2 protein-coding genes and 2 tRNA genes (1 of these 4 running past the window's edge) are annotated in these 23,041 nt (G+C 44.1%); 1 reads left to right on the plus strand and 3 read right to left on the minus strand.

The genetic code is table 11. The features are described from left to right. Positions 1-21,213: part of an LEPR-XLL domain-containing protein coding region (locus J9B83_RS13145; RefSeq protein ID WP_211537296.1), annotated on the minus strand (this coding region is incomplete at its 3' end). Its footprint begins 19,373 nt before the window's first position; the window shows 21,213 of its 40,586 annotated nt. Positions 21,214-21,624: 411 nt separating this feature from the next. Here J9B83_RS13145 and J9B83_RS13150 point away from each other — a divergent pair. Next, a complete protein-coding gene (locus J9B83_RS13150) occupies positions 21,625-22,377 on the plus strand; it encodes a SapC family protein (protein WP_211537297.1) in 753 nt (250 codons plus the stop codon). 433 nt (positions 22,378-22,810) lie between these two features. Here the strand turns inward: J9B83_RS13150 and J9B83_RS13155 are convergent. Together J9B83_RS13155 and J9B83_RS13160 are read right to left on the minus strand one after the other, a co-directional pair. Continuing rightward, positions 22,811-22,887, minus strand: a tRNA-Met gene (locus J9B83_RS13155). A 75-nt stretch (positions 22,888-22,962) separates the two neighbouring features. Further along, positions 22,963-23,039 (minus strand) — tRNA-Met (locus J9B83_RS13160). Positions 23,040-23,041 lie beyond the last annotated feature (2 nt).

Here is a 23,041-nt window from a genome sequence, read left to right on the forward strand (position 1 = left end):
TCCTTCCCAAGTTTCACCTGTTTTGTAATGTGGTTTACCCTCTATTACATCAAAAGCGGTTCCCTTGTAACTGCCGGATAACATGGCATCGGAGTAGCTCATCTCGTAAACAGGCATGTAGCCTAGATGATTTAAAACCGCTTGACGCTGGGCGTCATTGAGTTGAGAAAAGGTTCGATAAGCATCAGATGTGTAAACAGCAGTAACGGGGGTTGCCGTTCTATCGGCAAGGGTAGCACTACTAGCAATACCCGCATTATCCCAATTCACCTGATCATTGAAATAGTCGATGCCTTCGATAAAGAATTCACGAAATTTTTCTCCCTCTGGTGCAGATGCATTGTAATAACCTGTCTGTGTTAGCGTCACATCCATGCTCAGGTATTCGCTGCCCACCTCAACATCTTCTTCATCAATTTGCTCTATAGTGGACGTGGTGTGCCAACTGACTACAGGGACTGGAATAGTTCCTACCTCTACTTCCCGCGTTCCCGTAACAACTTGAATGGTTTCACTGATCACTTGGACGATAGGACGTTTGAGCGTTGTTGCTTCAGCGTTTGCTTCAGCACCAGCTTGAAGTTTGAATTCTCCGCCTGTTTTGATGGTGACATCGCCTGTGGCATTTAAATTACCGGCATCTGTAATTTGCACCAATCCGCTGCTTAAAGAAGCTACATCCATAGCACTCTCAAGAGTAACCCGTGTAGCTTGTGTGTTTACCCCTGCTTGCAAACGAATGTCACCAGCGGAGGTCACACTTCCTGATACGCTTAGTTGCGTTCCGGCATTTAATAACAATAAACCTGCAGAATCGGTTACTTCCACCACTCCGGCAATAGACATCAAAGGCGCGGCCAAATGCACCAATGTATCGCCTTTCACAATGGCAGGAATGTTTTGCGGCGAGGTTGTCGATGTCGCCGCGGACAAGGTCATAGACTCACTTGCCTGCATAAATACCGAAGATTGGTCGGCAGTGGCGTAGGTATATCCACCTGACATTACGTTAATTTGTTTGCCTGTGATTTGGATGTCATCCAATACATCAACCGAACCCAATATGGTGACATTGCCAGATGAAGACTTGATCAATGCCGTGCCCACAATAGACGCTTGTGCATCATCTAGCTGGCCGACCTGACCTTGAATATAAATACCATCGTTGGCTGAAATTTGAATGTCACCACCAACGGCTGTATCCAGCACGCCACCAGAAACAAACTCAACACCCTCTAACACCACAGGTTTTAACCAAACACCAAGTTTGGACGTATGAGAACCTCCTGTAATGGAGAGCTGATCATTGGCATGAATGAGGTTATCGATCGAAACCAACGAGTTGGAAGACAAGGTCACATCTGCGCCCACATCTTCTGCTCGAACCACACCACTTAGCTGTAATTGACCGGTTGAATTGATGGTAACACTTGAATTTGTATCACCTTGAACGTCACCAAAAGTGGCGTCCGATGTAATAGAACTGGCTTTGGTCATCGAAACGCCGACACCATCAGTATCTTGCCCAGCTCGCAGTTTAATTTGACCTGTAGAATGCAAGTTCGCACCGATATCAATCAGAGCATAACCGTTTGCTACATCTAATCCTTCCCCACCAATATATATGGCGGTATCTGCTCTTAAATCCAAAATACCATCTGTACCCGCCCAAGCAGAGGTGTTGGCTTCAAAATCAAAATCGCTCCCTGCTTTAAGACTACCAACTAATGACAGAGAATTGGCATTAAGTTTAATTTGGCTATCATTGGCTGCTGAGTACAATTGCGCATCTGCACCGATAACGATTTGACCAGTCGCTGTCATTTCTAATAGTCGATCCGCTTCTAAAACCGCACCATAAGATTGACTGTCGCCTGCTGTAGGGTTGGTATTCCCCACTAAAATATCTCGTCCAGCTTGCGCGGTGAGTCGCTGACTCGCCGTTGATACACCAATGCTGACATTGAAGACACTCAAGTCACGACCGGCACTCATTAACAAAGAGCCGCCCAAATCAAAATCGCCACTGATTAAGGCATCCTGCGTGGCTTGAATTTCTACTTCGTAATCCAAAAGGCTATCTGTCGCTCGGACGCTTTTCAGTACGCCCTCGATCACAACGTTATTGCCTTTAAGGCTTAATTCACTGCTGGTTTCAATGTTACCCGCTTCTTTTGCAAGCGTTAGCGTGCCACTTTCAGCGATAATGGTTACTTCTGAAAGACCAGCGTTGTCCTGTCCAATATTTGAGTTAATGGTGACATCATTCAGGCCTGTGATCAGAATACGGCCACTGTCGCCCGTTGATAACAATCTAGAAGAGGAGTGAGTGTAGATACTCGTGACACCAGCCTCTACACCCGTTCCTGCGTTGATGATAATGTCACGGTCGGCAGTTAGGTCACCTTTCACTTGGATCGAGCGGCTGGCGTTAATAATAATATCGGCATCACTGCCCGCTGCGATTAAGCTTCCTTCTAATACAGAATCCCCTATGGGGCTGAGTTCAATATTCCCACTGCGCGTTTCTAATGTTCCTAACGCTTGCAACTGTAAACCACCACCAGAGCTGCCACTTAGGAAGTTAATCGCTTCGTATCCAACAATGTGGTTATTAATGATGACTTGACCACCTTCCGCACCGGCTTTGCCTAAGTTCAGTACTGAACCAACTTGACTGGCATCTAGGGCATAGTTGCCATTAGATGAGACATTTTCGGTGGCCACTTGAGTAAAACCTAAACGATCCAAACCAACCGAATCACTTTGCTTAAGGGTAAATTCGTAGAAACTCGTGAGTTTTAAGCGACCATCTTCAAGACGTAATTGAATATGAGTGTCATCAAGTGTTTGTGTTGAATTTTCGGCAGGTGAGCCAGTTAATGATTCAATCACGGTAAACTGGGTGTTATAAAGTGCAGCGTTAATGTCTTCAACCAAGCTACTCGCACCCGAGTTATCTAAAGTATCTTCACGATTAATAGTGACGATACCTGCTACTTTGTGAGTGCCTAAATCGACTTCAATATTAAAGCTGATGTCATCACTGATATCGCCATCAGAAAACTCAATAAACCCATCTGCAAATATTTCATTACTCCAAGCGGCGGCTAATACCGTTAGGTTGCCGGCGGCACTTAGGTTGATAGTAGAGTTTTCTAATCCTGTTTTGAGTTTACTTGTGCCATAAACCACTATCCCTTGATCTTGATAGTTGTCTACGTCTGCTTGAGCGCTGTATCCACCGCGTATATCGATGGTGCTGCCCGCGTATAAGTCACGACCCAAACGAACCTGACCTTGGGTAGCTTCTATGGTGATTATTGAGGCACCATCACCATAAGTGCTTGTTGTGCCTAAATATTCACCACGATCATCATAATGATCCTGAACTTCACCGCCGGCTAAGATACGTCCAAATAATTGCGCATCGTCTGCCGATTTTATGTAAATTTCGCCAGCATCATTATTGGTGACGACTCTCGCACCACCTGGCATCTTGATGCCAATACCGTCGTTATCTCGTCCAGCCCCACCTTCAAGATTAATCTGCTGATTGGCTCGTATTGTACCGCCAACCTCAACTGTACCACCTTCTTCCGTATTAGCTTGGCCACCTAAATACAGCTGTCCACCCGCTTTTAAATCGATAATAGAATCTTCTGTTGACCAATCGATTCCTGGGTTTTCCCCTAGTACACTGTTGCCGCCAGACAAGAGATTGCCTACCAATTCAGCGTGTCCTGTAACGTCTACTTTGACCAAGCCTCCTGACCCGTCTGACGTCAAGCCAGCAGCTGTTAAACCACCAGCAGAGGTGACTTTGAGCGACACATCATCATCCGCTCCCATCACCGATGTGGTGGTAAGTACTACCGATTTACTGGCCGCCACGGCACTGTCAATGTGAATCCGCTCACCGGCTTGAATGAACACATTGGAATCACCTTGACCTGCCCAAGTCACACCCGTGTTACCAACGTCTCCACCGGCCACAACCGTGCCTGTAACAACAACATCGTAAGCGCCGGTTAAGCGAATATCTGTCGCTTCTTGTGAGGTATTCAGGCTGGCTGTTTCTGCAATATAGATACTCTGGCCATCAGAGTTTTGTCCGTCAGCGCTGAATGTAATATTACCGGTAACGTTGGCAAATCCTTCCCAATGTATCCAGCTATTTGTATCGAATGTTAAATCCGAATCAGCGCCATTTAGGTTAATATTACCTCGTACGATGATATCGTTATCACCTGAAATAGTAATATCTTGATTATCCGCTAATGTGGTTAGGGTTCCTGTCAATAGGAAGCCGTAACCGCGCTGGCCCACTAATTCATGGGGCTCTTGAATCAGTACCTTATCAATTACGCCATCATTGTCTTCATCATCTGCAAATACTATGTATTCGTTTTCACCATCGCTAAGCAACCAACGGTCACTGTCGTTATCACTGGCCGTATCTGCTTGATAATGATAGCCATCAATAAATGTCGTCATCAAATGCGACTGCCCTAAGGAAGCATCTGGCTGCACTTTGTAATAAACATTTTGCTGATACCATTCAATATTTAAGGCTTCTAATACGGCAAATTGTTGAGCGCTGGTCAACTTCGTTTGATTTTGTTCCAGCAATTGAGCATCGCTTAACTCTGTACTAAATAATGCGTCGGCAGCAGGAGAAGTACGCTGAGACCACACTATTTCGCTATTTCGATAATCGTAAGCGTCTAATAAACCGTAGGATTCACCTGTTAAACTCGTTTCACCTTGAACAAAACCAAGCGTCAGGTCGTTATTGTTATCGTTAATCCATACTTGACCGTTGAATCGGACATAACCTACTTCTTGCAGCACTAGATTTTGCTGCTCTGTAGAGAGGTCACTCCAAACAACATCATCTGCTGGACTTTCTAAGGAAGCAGCATCCCAATCAATCGCACTAAGCAGAAAATCCGTGCCAACTTCAAGATACGAAACAACTTGTTTTTCTCCAAGCTCAGGATCTGCATCGTAGTTAACTAGAACTTGCTGTTCGTACAATGAGTAACCAAGCTCTTCAGCAACCGTTTTACGTTGCTCGAAAGTAAGCTCTTCAAAATCAGCGAAAGCACTTTCTGGTTCGCCAGGGCCACCCCAGTCAATTAAGTTGTAGTCAACTAGGTTATCAAATGACAAACCGTTAACCATTTTTTCACCTACAAGCGCATCAGCGTTGTAATAAGTAATGCCATCAAACACTTCATAACCAAGACTTGCTGCCACATTTTGTTGTTGTGACAACGTTAATGAGCTGAATGTTGCCTGATCTGAAGGTGCTGAGCCATTCCAAACAATGTCGGTGTTTTCGTAATCTGTTACGACTCCTTGGGTAAACTCCGTTAGTACTCTTTTATCTGTCTCTGCAGACAAGTTCGTGAAGTAATAACCCGTTATTTCTGTTTTATAACCCAAATAGTTAGCAACCAACTCCTTTTGAGCCGTGCTGAGGCGTTCAAAAATAGTATCGTCATCTGGCTGGCTTAATATGCCCCAGTCAATTTCTCGTACATCGTATTCTGGGAAATAACCAAGATACTTGGCTGCATCAATTTTTTGATTGATCGTTAAATCTTTTAGCGTTGTTTCTGCAAGCGGAGCGCCATCGTCTCCCCAAGTAGCATCTTCATTGAAGTAATAGGCTCCAAAAGTACTTCTATAATCATCCAGTTCGCTTTCAAGTTCTTGGCGTTCAAACTCGAATGTAGGTTCTACGGTATACCCTAATGATTGTGCTACCACAGCTTTTTGAGCACTGGTTAAACTATCAAAGCTTGCTGTGGTTTCCGGAACTTCAACACCGTAAGCAGCCCAATCTATTTGGCTATTCGAATAATCAGCTGACTTACCTTGAACAAGGTCTGTTTTGTAGGTACCAGTGTTTGAGTCAAAATAAATTGAACCGGTTAACTTGGTGTAACCCAAGGAGGCCATATGATCAGCCATTGTTTCTGAATCAATCTCACCAACTGTTAAACTTTCATAGAAAGCTTGCGAGTCTTCTTGATAAAAACCACCATTTTCATAGGTTGTATACCCTAACTCTGCGGCTATTTGTGATTTAGCCTCGGTAGATAGGCTAGAGAAAGGTTGGTAGTTAGCTATCGAGGTAACAGAGGCTGTTTGCGAAAGCTGCAAACCTTCACTTTCTAACAAAGTTTGTAAGCTTTGTGAAATGGACCCTTCTTGTAACGCTTCTAGAAGGGTGACATCTGTTGAACTTACCAAGGTGTTACCTGGTAAGGTATCAAAATAATCCGCGTAATCGCTTAGAGTATCACCATAGTTAAGTGTCATACCGGCTGCGGTGGTCACTGACCCTGAAAGACGCAGTTCACCTTGGGTATCAATGGTTAGGTTTGCGTTATCTGCAATTTTGACAGGAATAGGCGTAGAACCTTCATAATCAAAGCGCGCTCCAGCAAGCACAGCGGACCCTGATTCGATGTACAGATATTCATTCGAAAAGAGATTAATCGCTGAGTCGTTTCCACTTGCAAGCAGCACACCGCCTTCAAGCAGGGCGAAGCCAGTACCCGCATTAATGTTCATTTGCGAACGTAGCCCTGAAACCTCCATGCCAGCTGCTGATATAATGGAACCTGATGAAGTTAACTGAAGAATGCCATCCTCTTCGTAAACCTCTACAGAAGATCCTTTATCCGCTGTAATTGAGTTTATCGCTGCGCCATAACCGACTAACCCATCTTGACCCGTAGACCCTGTAACATTAACGTCTAAATTTTCTTGTGCTCTTAACCAACCCGATATCACGATTTGCTCGGTCAAGTTGATGTCAATCTTATCAGCGGCCACACCTGAGTCAGGGGATCCCATGCCATCGTGAATGTTGTTACTTAACACCTCCATTAGACGAGCATTAAATTGGATGTTTTGTGTTGATTGAACATCACCAACAATGTTGATGGTGTCTGCAAAAAAGTAGGCTTCGTCTTCTAGGCGAGCATTAAAGTCAAAACCGCCAGCTTGCGTGCGATCTTCTATGTCTCCAACATACATCACCACACCATCACCACTATGGCCAAGTGTGATTAAATTAAAGCCATTTTTAAGTGCGGACAGGTCGGTCATACCCAAATCCATGAAACCTGTTTGCCCTGCATCTGAATAGTCATGACCATAATAGGATTGGCCGGCAGATCCGATTCGGTAATTTTGTGAGGTGGTTTTTGACTGAATTAGGATGTTGCCCGTTCCGATAACTTGATTGTTACCAGAAATAAAATCTAGATCATCGGCAATTAATCGAATGTTACCGCCGCCGACTACTTCTAAGGCACCGGTTGTTAGAGAAAGCAAGCTTTCTGCTGCGGCTAACTCCACATCTAGCTGACCTGCAGCTATATAGAGACCACCATTAGTTCTATTTCCCTCTAGCAGTGTAAGGCTATCATCTTCACGCAGGGTAAGACCGATGTAATCTCCAGCGCTAGCCAGATTGACTAAGGTAAGGGCTTCTAATTGAGAATAGACGATACCTTTGATACCGTCGGCTTGAATATTAAAATGACCTTGCGGTGCAATTAAATCCGCTTCGGTTAAATCCAGCAAGCCATCTGCTGTGAGGTGAAGATCAACCGCCCCCCAACTTGCAGCATTATCAGACACTATATAAGTATTTGTTGATTCATCTTTGATTTTAACTTGATCTAAAGCATCATCAAACTTAACAACACGTTGGTCGTAACTAAAACCATGATCTTGCATACGCAAAGCTTGAACCGTGGTTAAAGTATCCATCACTAGTTGATCTAAACCGCTGCCACCCGTAATGTTCAGACTACCTAGCCAATCTGCACTAATCGTGTTTTGACCCGCTTTGATTTCAATGTCAACACTCAATCCGTTATCAATACGAACTGTATTCGTTCCGCCCAGAATAGTAAGTTCAGTTTTATTCGCATTGTTGATGATTATGGTGTCATTACCCGTACCAGCAGTAATGGTATTTTTACCCACTCCCATATCAACTACGGCACCGGCTGATCCACCACGGTAGTCATCATTTCCTATTCCACCCAGAAAGGTCATGTTCGCTACATCACCGTTAATGAATGTATCGTTACCTTTACCGCCTTGAATAACACTGCCAGCACGGCCACCAAAAATCATAAAGGTGTCGTTACCAATACCACCGTCTAGTTCAAGTTGCGCATCAACTCCTTGCCCAATTATTAGCGTATCGTTACCTTTGCCACCTACGAATATGATTTTTTCAACGCCTGTATGTTCTTTAGTTTCCCCTAAAGCCCGAACAGAAACGGCACCTGAAATGGCATTGCCTTCGTTATCAGTAATGGCATCAACGGTAAAACCTTCATGGTAAATATCCCCATACAATTTACCGCCGCTATCACCATAACGGTCCACCACATCGCCTGCATTTAAATACAACACATTACCAACTTGTGTTGTTATAACTGGAGGCGCACCCCAACTCCAAGTTTTGCTACCTGAAACCGAGATGCCTGCAACTTTTGCAGCAACATCCAAAGTTGCACTGCTCGCTGTAAGCTCAATTGCCCCACTAAACCCGGCAAGTGTTTCATTAATTTCAAAGAAGCCCATGTCGATACTGATATCAAGCGAACCATATACGCTAGCAGCAAAGAGTGAATCACTAAATGTCATCGACATACCGGCACGCAATTGAATAATGGCTAAATCAACGTTGAAATCAACAGCACCAGTTATTTCAAAATGACCATCAGATTGAATATATCCACTGACATTAACAGAGACAAAGCCAAAGAAATCGATACTTGCTTGGTCTAGTCGAATTTCAAACACATCATCTACTAGACTCATCCCACCTTCGAAATCAATATCAAAAGCTAGAATTTTGATTGCACCATCCAAATCCAGTTTAAAGGTCGTATCACCTTTAATAACATCACCGTCTAAAGTGGTGTAATCGTCTGAACCTGTATTAATCTGCAGTATTGCTCCAGCACTGATACCAATCGCAGCAATACCTAACTCAACTGAGGTTTCCGCCCGCAATGCAAAACGGTCCTCTGTGATCGCCGCATCACCTTCGAAAGCAACAGTACCAAAGGTACCTAAATCCAGTGCCATATCCAGAGACGCTTGGAAGCCTTCGTTATCAATTAACAAATCCATGCCACCGGAGAGTGTTATCGCACCTGCAACCTCAATTTCAGCTGAACCTGAAATACGCAACATTTGCTTATCAATCGCGACGGTTTGAAACTCGCCCGCTAACACCTCTCCGTCATTGTTTAACTTTAATGCTCGAACATTTTGTGATGTTCCAGTCGTGTTTATTTGTAACAGTGCGTAGGCGCTAATTGAGAACACACCAGCGTCAATAATAGTCGAACCACCAATGGCTCCCAACTGTAATGAGCCGTATAATCCAGCATCGCTACCCGTTGCAAAGCCTAAGGTACCCGCTACCGATACTGGTTCAAGTAGCGGCACAGTGCTGGTCATATTCAGGTTAACTTCGGTATTCTCAGTGCTCAATAAGATGGAGAAATCACCCTCCATAGACATAGCACCACCCAATAAACTAAAGTCACCCTCACCCTCTAAGGAAACATAAAAATCGACAGGGTCAGTTTGATTTGGCGGTATATTAGAAATAGTCAGTGTTTCTGAACCGACTCTATCCTGAAAAGCTTCTGGAACGTCATAAATTAAATCTTTACCCGTCGCATTGAGGATAAATTCCATTTTATCAACATTCAGCTCAGCAACACTGCCAAAGCCAATAGAGGCATCCTCTAGCAATGCCTTAGTCGCTACCCCAGAGCTATTAACCATTAACAATACTTGAGCACGCGCTACATCTAAACCAAAGCCATCGGGTCCAATTTTCGCCGATGCGTCAACAAATAAATCGAGCCCTTCATCCGTGATTTCTAGTTCGAACACACCATCAAGATACAATAAATCAAATACATTCATTTCAGCTTCGCCTTGAAGCTGCAACAAACGCTCGTCGAATGACAAGACGATAGGATTTTCGCTGTCGCCGGTTTCAATGTAGTAGCCGGCAAACTCAGGACCATCTTCTTCTAATTGATAAGTAGATTTTGAGAAATCGACAACGGCGCCATCACCACTCACGGTTTGGTTAAGATTTAGGAAGGTGTCTGTAATTTCCGCTGTTAAACCATCAATACCAACAAAGCCACCTTTATCGAGGCTTGCTTGCACAGCGGCGTATACTGCAGGGTCGTCTGATGAAGTATCAAACATGAAGACAGCGCCGACTTCTAAGTTTTCGACCGCCAGGCCAAAGGCACTGCTGTTGGTTACCGTACCGTCTACGCGTTCCGTATCAGGGTTTTCTTCCCAATAGCCACCAATGCCATAGAAACCATACACATTGGTCATGCCGACAGACAAGGAATTCACGTTTCGTGTTTCGCCGTTACTTAACGTAACTGTCTCTGATCCACGCTTAGTAAACGCCATAGAGCCAGACGCTTGCATAACGCCAGCGATATCACCTTGGAAGTATTCGACTTTCGCTTGAATAATCTCTTCGCCGAAGTCCAAGTAAACAGGGTTATCGTCGCTACCTGTGTCGACAATAAGACCTTCTTCTCCCCAATGACCAGTTGCAGAGTTGGTGTTCACGATATTAGTGAAATCCACATAAGGCATTGGAATGAAAAGAGAAGCCGCGGCTACTTGCTTTGGCAGTTTTTCAATCACAGAGGTGTTGATGTTGACTTCGACGTTTTCTACTTTGGCGTCTAAAATAGGGTCCATGCCGATCAACTCAGCACTTTCGACTGTTGCTTTGGCGGCAATATAAGTCGGCATGTAGTCTTTTACTTGATCGGGTAAATCCAAGCTAGCAAAGCCAGACGCCTTCATGACAGCGATACCGAATGTCGTGCTGTCTAATTTAAGACCAACGCCACTGTCTGATCCGCCCACGCCAGCGAAGCCGGTAAGATCATAGCCTCCGATCGTCATGACATCGATGTTGTGTACTATGGTCTCTGGTGCACCAAGGGTACTTAATATGCCAGAATTAACTGCTACTAATTCATAGGTCGTGCCTTTGGAAAAGGCAAGCGCACCGTCTAATTCTAAAAAGCCAGCCACATTAATGTGGGCATCTTGCACTCGTGCTGCTATTTCCAGTGAGTTGTCAAAATCAAGTGCGATGACATCGCCGCCTAAGGTAGCTAGCTCTAGTCCATCTTCGCCATACGACGCTTGGTAATCTATGTAAGGGGTTTCGGTACCCTGTGAACTTTTTCCTCGGTTAGTAGAAACACTAACGCCAGCCAATGTGGCTTCAAGTACATCACCAAAGCCAACCAATCCCGCTTCTGCAATGTCTAACTTAAGAGTGTCAAAAGTGAAATCATCATTTTTAAAATGAGCAAAGCCAAAATCCACATCGGCGGCGTAAACACCTACAGCGTCACTGTCGCCCTCGCCAAAATACGGCGTGCCCAAGCCAACGAACGCATCGATATTAGCACCCGCGATCGTAATATAGTCAAAACTCGTGGTGTCTTTTGTCCCAGCCAATAAGCCAGCACCTTCAATAACCATGTCGTCCTTCGTACCAATGGCAAAGGACACATCACCCGATATATGCACAAAGCTGTCGATGGCAAACAAAGCGCCTTCAAGATCAATGCGAGCCATTTCACCAAGTGAGCCAGATAGGTCGATAGTAATAGAGTCGCCGTTACCTCCAATATCAGCGCTAATTCCTCCTACGTTCCCGCCAAAACCGGTTGGAACCACAAGATTTTTAGCCGAGTAGTCAATCACTCGCCCTTTGGAGTCGGCGGTATTAATCAGCAATTGTGCTTTATCAATACTTAGATCGACTCCTGGCACTCCCACCATGCCAGCAAAATCAGTGCTGCCTTGTACTGTGACCCAGTATTCAGAGCTAAACTGACTAAAGACTAAGGCCATAGCAAAGTCTAAATCGTCAACCGCTAAGCCAACACCATCGTCACGAGATCCAGCCCCTGCAAACACATCAATATCTGTGTAAGCAAAAGTAAAGTAAGTAACGTCTTCTATTGTGCCATCACTTAAAATCAGTGTATCGAATTCCAAAACAAGTTCGAACTCGTCTTCTACTTGTACTAATCCAAATAGATCAATATCAAAACCGGATTCAAAACTGAAAATACTGCCTTTTCCAGCCGACAATTCACCTGGATCAAACGCTAAATCAAGGCTACCAAAGTTGATGTCTGATTTATCTAAATTGATTCCAACAAGATCACTAGGCAATTTGTAATACGACATATTCAAATCTGTCGCATCTAATTGAAGACCATCAACACCGACAAAGCCGAAGGTATCGACATTACCTTGCATCATGGTCCATTGGCGTGAAGAATCACTGCGGTCTACGTAAATGCCTAACCCAAAATCTACACCTTCAGCTTTGAAGCCAAATTCATCCGCGGTTTGATAACCGAAACCGACAAAACCGGTTGCGTCTTCGGCCGTTAGGGTTAGTGCATCGACATCAAGATTCGTACTGTCTGCAAGGGTAACCGTGGTGGTTTGCTTTTCAAACGCAAACGCGCCGTCCACGGCCATAACACCCAATAGATCAACAGACAACTCACCGGCTACCTTGATCGCTTCGCCTTTCATATCAAAAACGATGTTGATAGCGTCTGCTGAATCTAAATCAAGGCCACCCACTTGCACTCCAAAACCAGAAGTTAAGGTTAGTGGTGCATCGGTGTAATCGATTGAGCGGCCAGATACAGAAGCCGTATTAATAACAACTTCCACTTCATCGGCAGACACTTCAAGTACATCGCTGCCCTTAAAACTCACACTGGACGAAGTGGCTTTGGCGCTAACCCAGAACTCTTCAGGATTGGTCAATTGAATCGCAACGCCTAAACCTAAGGAAGCATTGTCAATTTCAAAACCAACATCGTTTGCACCTGCAAAGAAGTCCATGCCTTCTTCAGCAAAGGTCATCAAGGCAACGGTTGTTTGCGTACCATCATCGAGTGTGACATTGAAAAAGTCTTGAGACAGGCTAACGTGGTAATTTATGTCTAAGAAATCAAGCGCAGAAAGGGTTAAGTCACCATCAATGGCAAAGCTTAATTCTTGGCCATAACTTAAATCAAAATCGGCATTTTCAATCGATGCTTCAAAATCATCACCCAACTCAAACGCCATGCCAAAATCAGACCCACTGGCCTTTAAGGTTCCACTCTCAGCGTAAAAACTGATATCGCCTGTGATAGAGATAACATCGAAAATATTCGCGTTTAAATTTGTCGCTTCAATGGCTGCCTGATGCTCATTGGCTTTGCCTACTAAACCGGTAGCAAACAAGTAACTCACACCACCTAGGTTAATCTCACGACCCGCCACCACAGACGGAGCACCATAGGTATATTTCAATAAAGCTGTATCGGCAGAGATATCCGCCAAATATTCAATGCCCGCTGAAAACTGACCATTCTTTGTTTCTATTCCGTAACCTGATGTTGTCCAAACAGCCCCCACATCGGCACCTTCAATACGCACATATGCAGCACCAACATCAATGGCGGCGGTGACATTATTACCAACAGCGTATAATTCGGAGCCTGTTTTGCTAAAACCAAAATCGCCTTTGAGAACAACACTATTTTCTAAATTAACATTGAAGCCGAACACAGCAAAAGTGGCGGTATCCGCCGCTATATCTTGACTAAAGGCATAATCAAGGTCGCCAACAGAAAGTGTCTGGCCCTGTGTAATAGACGTTGTTGCGCTGGTGTATTGGATAGCAACAGAATCAAATGGAAGCAAAGACATGCCAGCGATGTCAGCGTCTAACTGACCATTTTGTAACTCAAACGCCATTTGATCGCCACCGACCAAAAGACCAAAATCTGCCTCGGTCAAGGCTAGACTGGCCACACCTTCTACGCTCAATGAAGCGGTTATTCCGTTGCCTACTGCAACAATGTTTTCACCTGACTTTTCAAAGCCGAGATCACCGCTTAGAGTAACAAAATCAGACACTTCAGCATTGAAGCCTTGAACCGTGAACGCGGCTGTTTCTTCGTCTATGGCATCACTGAAAGCATATTCAACTTGTCCTACCGACAATTTACGGCCGGAAGCGACCGTTGTATTCGCCGATGTATATTGAACAAATACGCGATCCGCTGACACGCTGGCTAACGCGGCAATATTGGCAGCAAAGGCGCCGTCAGACAGTTCAAAAGCAGTTTGAGTACCTTTACTGACTAGGCCAAATGTGGCACCAGTAACCGATACTGAAGCAACAGACCCAGCTGACAATTGAGCCGATACATTATTACCGACAGCAATAAGTTCATCGTTAGACTGCTTGAAGCCGACATCGCCGCTCAAGGTAATGAAATCGGCAACATTGGCCTGTAGACCAACTACAGAAAAGGCTACCGTATTAGCGATTAAAGCGTCTTCAAAAGTATAAGAAATATTGCCGACGGAAATTTTAGTATCCGCCGCAATGCTTGTTGTTGCATCAGTGTATTGAATAAACACACTATCCGCCGTGACTGACGCTAAAGACGCAATATTAGCAGCGAACGAGCCTTCAGATAATTCAAACGCACTCTGACCTTGACCTGAAATCAGACCAAAGGATGCATTCGTCAAACTAACGCCTGCTAAATCACCTGCTTTTAAAGAGGCACTGACGTTGTTACCTACCGCTATGATTTTTCCATCTTGTTTCGCAAAGCCGACATCGCCACTAAGCGCAACAAAATCATCTATGCTGGTACTGAAACCCTGAACACCAAATGCTACCGTGTTGCTGACGATCGCTTGACCAAATGTGTAACTGATTGCCCCAACACCAATGGTTGTATTGGCTGCAACTAAACCAGTCGCATTAGCATACTGAATAATCACGCTGTCAGCAGTAATCAACTCCAGTCCAGCAATGGCTGAACCAAATGCACCGTCGCTCATTTCAAAAACGGTACTCTGACTACCAGTAATTAGACCAAAACTCGCGCCACTCAAAGACAAATAATTGTTTTCATCTGCCGCTAAGCGTGCATCAACGTTGTTACCAACAGCAATTAAATCTGACCCTGTTTTTTGGAAGCCAAAATCACCTGAAATGCTAATAAAATCGCTGACATTGGCACTAAAACCCTCTACACCAAAGCCTATTGTCTCAGCGTCAATGGCTGTTGAAAAAGTGTATTCGGCTTCGGCAATATTTAAGGTTGTATCCGCTTCAATTGACGTGGTTGCATTGGTGTATTGGATAATAGTGCTGTCTGCGCCAAAGCCGCCTAAACCATCAATACCAGCAGCAAAGGCACCGTTTTGCAGTTCAAATGCTAAAGTGCCTTGGTCATCCGCGATGAGACCAAAATCTGCGCCAGAAACACCCACATAGGCCGACCCAGCTTCTAAGCGTGCTGTTGCTTCTTGCCCGATCACTAACAGCTGATTTTGGCCGTCTTTTGTGACTTGAGAGAAAGCAAAGTTACCAGATACACCAACAAAACCGGCCACGTCCATTTCAATGGTGGTCGTAACTTCTAAAAGCTCACCCTTATCACCCGCTAAATCAAGGTCAACCTCAACCCCTGGTACAATCTCTGCAGTGATAGCATTTTCACCGGCAAAATCCAGAACTGACCCATCTACCGAGCTACTGCGATTAACATTCACCGCAATATTGCTACCAGACATGGTAATTGGATCAATACCTTCCAGACTCAATGAGGTAGCACTAGCTTGTAGGGCCGTCCATTGACGAGCCTCACCTTCTGAATCACGCTCAGAAAACAGACCTAAAACGAAGTCTGTTTCTGTTAATTGCAAGCCAATTTGATTATCTGAGCCACCATTAACACCAGCGAAGGCGTCTACAGAACCGCCAGCGATAACCAACTGATCGACATCAATATCATTGCCATCTGCATCTTTTACAGTACTGATGGCTTTATCAATATAAAAACCACCCGCTACCTGAACAAAGCCAAATACGTCAAGCGTCAAATCTGCGCTGATCGTGGTCATTTCGCCACGAGAGCCATCTAAATCAAGTGTGTAACTCGTATCAATGCTCGTCACTACTTCCAGTTCAGAGATTGCAAAATCTACAACTAAATCAGGATCAACATCGCCAATCAAATCATCTTGAGCAACCACAGCACCTTGCTGGTTCACAACAAGTTCAGTACTAACTGGCTGATAAGCATAACTCACACCCAATAAACCTAGATCGACACCACTTAGTGCTCCACCAAAGGTAATATCCCACACACCATCATCGTAATTTTCCACACTGATTTCAGCACCGACAATACCGAACAACGCAGACTCTAAAGCGGTTGTGATCGTGTCAGAGTTAGCGTCAGCAAATGACAAATCTGCTGCAGTGTAAGCCGTTCCAGCGTAAGTCAAACTTAATGTAAAGGTACCGTTTGCTTGCGTGTCTACAGTCAATCTTTGTGTTTCAGACACCGCAGGCGCCGTGGATGTAACGGCAACATCACGAACCAAGCCTTCCTGTTGCAAATCAAGCTCAACGGAACCCAATAACGGCGCCACATTGGTCGTAATGGAAGAAATGTCTTTACCGCTTAATTCACCGGCAAAGGTAATTTGCCAATTACCATCTGTAACAACAATTTGCACATCAGCGGATGGAAAGTCTGCATTTAAAGCACTTTCAATAGCGCTCTTTAAATCGCTTGAAGTTGCTGAAAAATCAAGGCTATTTGTCGTGTATAACTTGCCATCAACACTCATAGAGAGTGTTAATTGTCCATTTGCTTCATCAGAAAATTGTACATTTTGTACTTCACTGACGTTTTCAGTCGTCGTCGTTGTGGTTTTCGCTGACCCTTCTGTCGATGATGTAATCGTTACATTGACGCCATTTGTCGAAGTTACTGCTATTAAATCAAGGTCTTGAAAAGCGTATTTACCACCGAATTTAATATAATAAGCAGGATCCTTTGCAGTAGAACTCTTATCAAATGACACATACACAGCGCCTTTGCCTAATGCGCTATCGAATGCTTCTTGTAATTTAAGGGCGTTGTTGCTGATGTTGCTAGGTGTAAAAATTAGGCTACCCAGTGATATATCATCCATGGATAAAGTGTAAGTTCTAAAGCTGCCTGTTGAGCCTGAGAACTGCAGCTTTTGAACTTCACGAACGTTACTGCCAGTGGACGTCGTGCCCGTAATAACAACGCCACCTGAAGTGACTGTCTGTGTCGTTGTCGTGTAACTTGGCACAACAAGTTTGGCGGTTAAACCACTGATTGCTTTACCTTGTAAGTCACCAACAAACTCAACCACAAACCCAGCAGCACGGGTGCCAGAAACCGTCACATTGCCATTACCGATTGCATCAAAGGAGGCGATTTTTTGAGTAAGTTCAGACACCCACCCAGCGTCTGTCATGGCCGTCGTTATTTCTATATCAACTGACTCTTGACCATAAACGAGAGTGAGAGTCCCTTCGCTTGCTTCTATATTTAGCTTGTACTGGGCATTTTGAGAAACCGCCTCAAAAGTGACATCGTCATAAGCCGCTTGACCTTGGGTCACCTCAGCCACATTCGTAATAACATCGGGAAGTCTATTACTGACCAGTAAACCGGAATAATCGACCCCTGATAATTCACCACCAAAGGTGATAACAAAGCCTGCATCCTGAGTGCCTGTCACGCGAATATTGCCATCGACATCCACAACACCGGCTTGCGTTAGCAAGGCTTCCAGTTTGTTTTTAATGTCATTACGAATAACACTGTTCGAACGGTTCGCTGCGACAACAACGAACGCTTGCTGAGCTAAGTATTCAAAAACCAGTTCGCCACTAGTAAGATCTGTATTCAGCGTTAAAATAGTATCTAAGACTAAATCTGGCTGAGCAACAGGCTCACCTTGTGTACTTAGATTACGGTTAATAGCAACGGACATACTGTCTGCAGAAACCGTTAAGCCATCTACACCGACAAAAGCCGCACTGGTCACACTCGATTGCAATGCCATCCATTGACGCTGGTCGTTACTCGCGTCAGTCATAAGCGCTAACGCCATGTCTGCGCCGGTTAAATCAAACCCTAATGCATCACTGGTATTGCCATTTAGCCCAACAAACGCTGACACATTTGATGTGCCCAATGTGAGTAACTCTACTTCAACCTCTTGACCATCTGACAAGGTGACATTTGTTGTCTTACTTTCAATTGCAAAACCACCTTGCACAGCAAAAAAGTCCGCGACACTGACATCCAGATCACTGGAACGTAAAGAGGTGTAGTCACTGCTTGTACCGTAATCAATCACACCGATCACGTCACCAAAGTCGACTGTCTGTGATCCGGTTCGATTGTAATAGAGTTCAAAAGTACCACTTAGTGTCACATCCGTAACACCAATGAGTGTGGCCACACCCGTTGCATATAAAGCATAGGTTGTCGATGTTTCACTGGCTTCAAAAATAACCATCGCCAAATCAGCGTCTGAAACACGAGCATTGACGTCGTTGGTACCAAGATAAGCGGTTACGTTGCTACCCGTCATCATCATAGCGTTGGTGCTATTAATCACTTGACGAGTGAAACTAAAATCACCTGATAAGCCTACGGCTCCCTCAATATTGGCACGAAAACCTGTCACATTAAGCGCCATGAAAGGCGAGCCAATGGCACCCGCTGCCATGGTTAAACTGGATGTTATTTCGCCAACGGTCAATTCTCGGTTAGTTTCGCTGTAATCCGTGAGACTGGTGTTGTACTGGAAGCGAGCCGTATCCGCCCAAATAGTATCGGTAATAAAGCCTGCCCCTTCGAGCACAAGATCACCTTCAACGTCCAAAGCAACGGTTGAATCGCTGCTTAACAATAAGGCAAGATCCCCATCGGTAACGCCAGCATAAAAATCACCCAAACCAAATAGGGCTAATACATCTTCCCCAAGAACGATAATTTCATCGCCAGACTTAGAGAACCCCACTTCACCATTGAATTCGAAGGTGTCAGCTATGCTAAAACCGACATCGCCATAAATTGAAAAACCTTGGTTTGCAAGATCAAAATCAAGGGACAGATCATCAAGATCAACGCTTGGAAAAACGAAGTTATCCATTGCGGCAGAAATAGACAACTCAGGGTCTAAATCAAAAAGGTTGAAGTTAAAAGGCAGACTTAATGGCAGCACACTCATGCCCGCCACCAATGGTGTGACACCATCGGCTTTTGTTAAGCTAACATCACCCACTTTCATACTACCAACAGCGCCGAATTCACCAGTAATGTTGGCCACTAAAGCAGCACCTTCTAATCCAGAAAAACGCACCATAGCCCCGGCAGAATCATCGCCAACGGTTAAAGACGTTTCACCCTCTTTAAGAGACAATAGCAATACATCTTGTGCACCTTGACCCTCGACAATCTCTAATTGGCTTTGTGTAAAACCAAACTGACCAGAAAGGTTGTAAGCGACTCCGCCTTGGGACAAGCCAAGCGCCAAATTAGCATCTACTGCGAAAAAATCATGGTATTTTGAATCAGAAAAATCTAAGGAAAAATCACCTATGGTTTCTTCAACTGACTCTCCCATGGTATTAAATTCTAGACTGACATCGTTTATTTCATCGATTAGAATACCTGGCAAAGCAGTGCCATCAAGCTTAGTCAAATCGAGCGTATTGGCTGCTAAAGCACCCGCCAACCCTCGATCGTCAATAAGCAAAGCACCTTCGATTCCATCCAGAGACAACGACAAGCCTGAAGCACCTTCACCAACGGCCATATCAATGGCACCATTTTGAATGGCAACTTGAACTTCATCTCGCGATATTGGATTAATCGACATTGATGCATCAGCGGTTAATGTTTGTTCAGCCACATCAATGCTTGCATAACCATCCAAATTCAAAAAAGCTTCTTTCTCACTGTGATCTTGTGTGAAACCACCAACAGAAATAGGGTTACCACTTAAATCCAACAAGTCATCGCTGCTGTCGTGAATAGCCTGTCCATAGGACACACTCAAGCCATCAAAACTTACATTAACGTCATCAGTCACACCAGATTTAGCCGTGGCTGCGGTTGCATCCGCATAAAACCAGCTGCGGTTGTCTGCCAAATCAGACGTGGTTAAATAGCTAATTCCTAGATCAAAACCTTCAATATCCAATGTGAACATATCATCCACGGCGAAGCTTGCGCTGCCGCCATCTATGTTTAAGTTCCAGATATCGAATGAGGTAGAAATATTTTGGGGATCAAGAAGGGAGAGGTTGGTTGTGCGGCTTATTGAAACATCGCCGTTTATATCAAATCCAGAGAAGGATAAATCGCCAGTAAAGGAGTACGAAGCAGAAGAGTTAAAATAGTCAATGTTAAGCAGCTCGCCATAAGTATTTTGCTGCTCTGTTCCTAAAATCTCACTTAAAAAAGTGGAGCCTGTATCAATGGCTTTGGTAACAAGTTTCAATTCCGTCGCTGTCTGCTCAACATCAAAATACAAATCTGTTCCAGCAATAGCCAACCCTTCTATGGTATCGAAAGCTCCAGAAGACGTACCATATGTCATAATGGTGAACTCGTCACCGGCATTAGGCTTATAGCCATTTAGCAACTCAATCGACATTTTGCCGTCAAATACTAGATTATTGGCCACATTAATTTGGTCGTACTGACTTCCAGCCGTTAACCCTTCTAATTCAATTGTGATTAATGAATTATCTGTATTTGTCAGGCTGTCGTAACTTTGCGAACCAGGGGAATAACCCGGAGACAACTCACCTGCATTAATCACATTAAGGTTAGCGGCGCCACTACCACCTAAGACTTCATTCTGCCCAATAACAAAGTCACCACCACTGATGTACATGTCCGTTGTGATGTTGGCCATATTGAAGGGCGTATCACCCACTTGAAATTCAGAATCTGCTTCTGGCTGTTCGTATATGGAAGCTTGCTGAGACGCTGACTGATTCAGCTGTTGGAAGCTTGCCAAGGTGTACTGCTCGGAGAAAGCATCGAGCGGGCTATTTGGCTCCATCAATCGCGTACTCGCCACTTGCATGGCACCAAAGACTGGATCACCCGATAGAAGAATACGTGACTCAAGCGCTTCGACTTTAAAAGCATTCTTGACAAATTGAGCTAATAACTTTGGCTTAGCAAACATATGGCAACCTTCCTAATGTAGATCTCTTTTAAGTAAGATATTGAACAACTGGCTAATCTGTCATCACCACCCATCATTTAAATGGTGGCATTTCAAAAAACGGCAGCAGTCGGACAACCTAAACTTTTTAGAAGAGACTATGTAAAAGCAGAATAAATTTAGTCCATTATAGCTCCTCATTTGTTACAACATAAACCTTTAAATCAACGCTTTCTATTTTATGACGTATATTTTTGTAACACGCAAAAAAAACGCCCTAGGGCGCATAAATACTGACTCTAGACTGTCGCATTACTGAAAATAATGTCATATTATGAGGATGATCACGTGCTTAAAGCACCACAACACACGTGTCAAATGTGCTTAAATTTCGTAGCATTTAACAAAATCGTGATGAATTAAGGAAATTTTATGTTCAGCAAACTGACACCTATTAACAAAGACCAACACGCTAGCTTAAAAGTCAAACCTATTGAAAACTTTGGCTTTGCTAGCAAATTTCACATTGCATCCGTCATGGTTCACGAATTTGTTCGTGCTGCATCGGTTTACCCTATCGTTTTCCTAGAAGACAAAACACAAGACGAATTCCGCCCTGTTACTCTTCTTAGTCTTGATGCTGGTGAAAACCTATTCGTAGGTGAAGACGGTAAATGGCAAGCCTCTTATGTTCCTGCCATCATTCGTCGCTACCCTTTTGCATTAGCTAAAAACCCAGAGCAAGACAACTTCACAGTTTGTGTTGACGAAGACAGTGAATATGTTGGTACGGAAGAAGGTCAACCTTTATTCAACGAAGAAGGCAAACCAACAGAAGTAATTGAAAATGTAAAACGCTACCTTGGCGAATTGCAGCAAATGGAAGCCTTTACTAAAGCTTTCTGCCACTTCTTAGCCGAAAATAACTTGTTCACTCCTTTGAACATGCGCGTTCGCGCTGCAGATCAAATTAAAAATGTAACAGGCTGCTACGTTATTAACGAAGAGCGCTTGAACAACCTATCAGATAAGAAGTTCCTTGATATCAAAGAAAAACGCTACTTGGCTCCAATCTTCTCTCACCTAACATCACTTTCACAAATTGAGCGACTAGCTCTTCTTAAGCAAGGTGTTAGCGCAATTGAAAGCCCAGCCAGCGCCGAAGCAGAAACCAACCTTCAGTAATTAAGACAAATTAGTCTTTCTAGGTTTCCCCGCTAGCCTGGTTTTAGTTATCTACTAAGATCAGGCTACTATGTATACAGAATACACTATCGTCCTTCCCACCCCATCAAAGCAAAAACCGGCAACTCCTTTGCAAAGCAGTTCACGTCAAAATAAACGTTTTGGTAACAGATTCGCCACATGGAATATCAAGACTATTTAGTCTCTTTTGACTGACGATTTATAAAAAATCTAAAAAAGATGACATTGAAGGTCAGAAGGAAATATTTAATCAATCTGGTGACTGCAGCAAGCGTGTATTGGTGTAAAAACGAGAACATATAATGACTCACTTTACAGACAAAACACTACAAAGACTTATCGAAATAAAGCAGGGTATTTTAAGTAAAGCACTGATATGGAAGGATATTTTTTTAAAAAGTATAATTTGAAATGGTTGCGGGAGCCGGATTCGAACCAACGACCTTCGGGTTATGAGCCCGACGAGCTACCAGACTGCTCCATCCCGCGACATGCTAAGCTATTGATATAGTTTAGGTTTTTATCTTTTTTGACGTTGAATTGTTGTGACCAAATTAACTTATATGGTTGCGGGAGCCGGATTCGAACCAACGACCTTCGGGTTATGAGCCCGACGAGCTACCAGACTGCTCCATCCCGCGAC

Source organism: Marinomonas vulgaris, from assembly GCF_018145875.1.
Classification (GTDB): domain Bacteria; phylum Pseudomonadota; class Gammaproteobacteria; order Pseudomonadales; family Marinomonadaceae; genus Marinomonas; species Marinomonas vulgaris.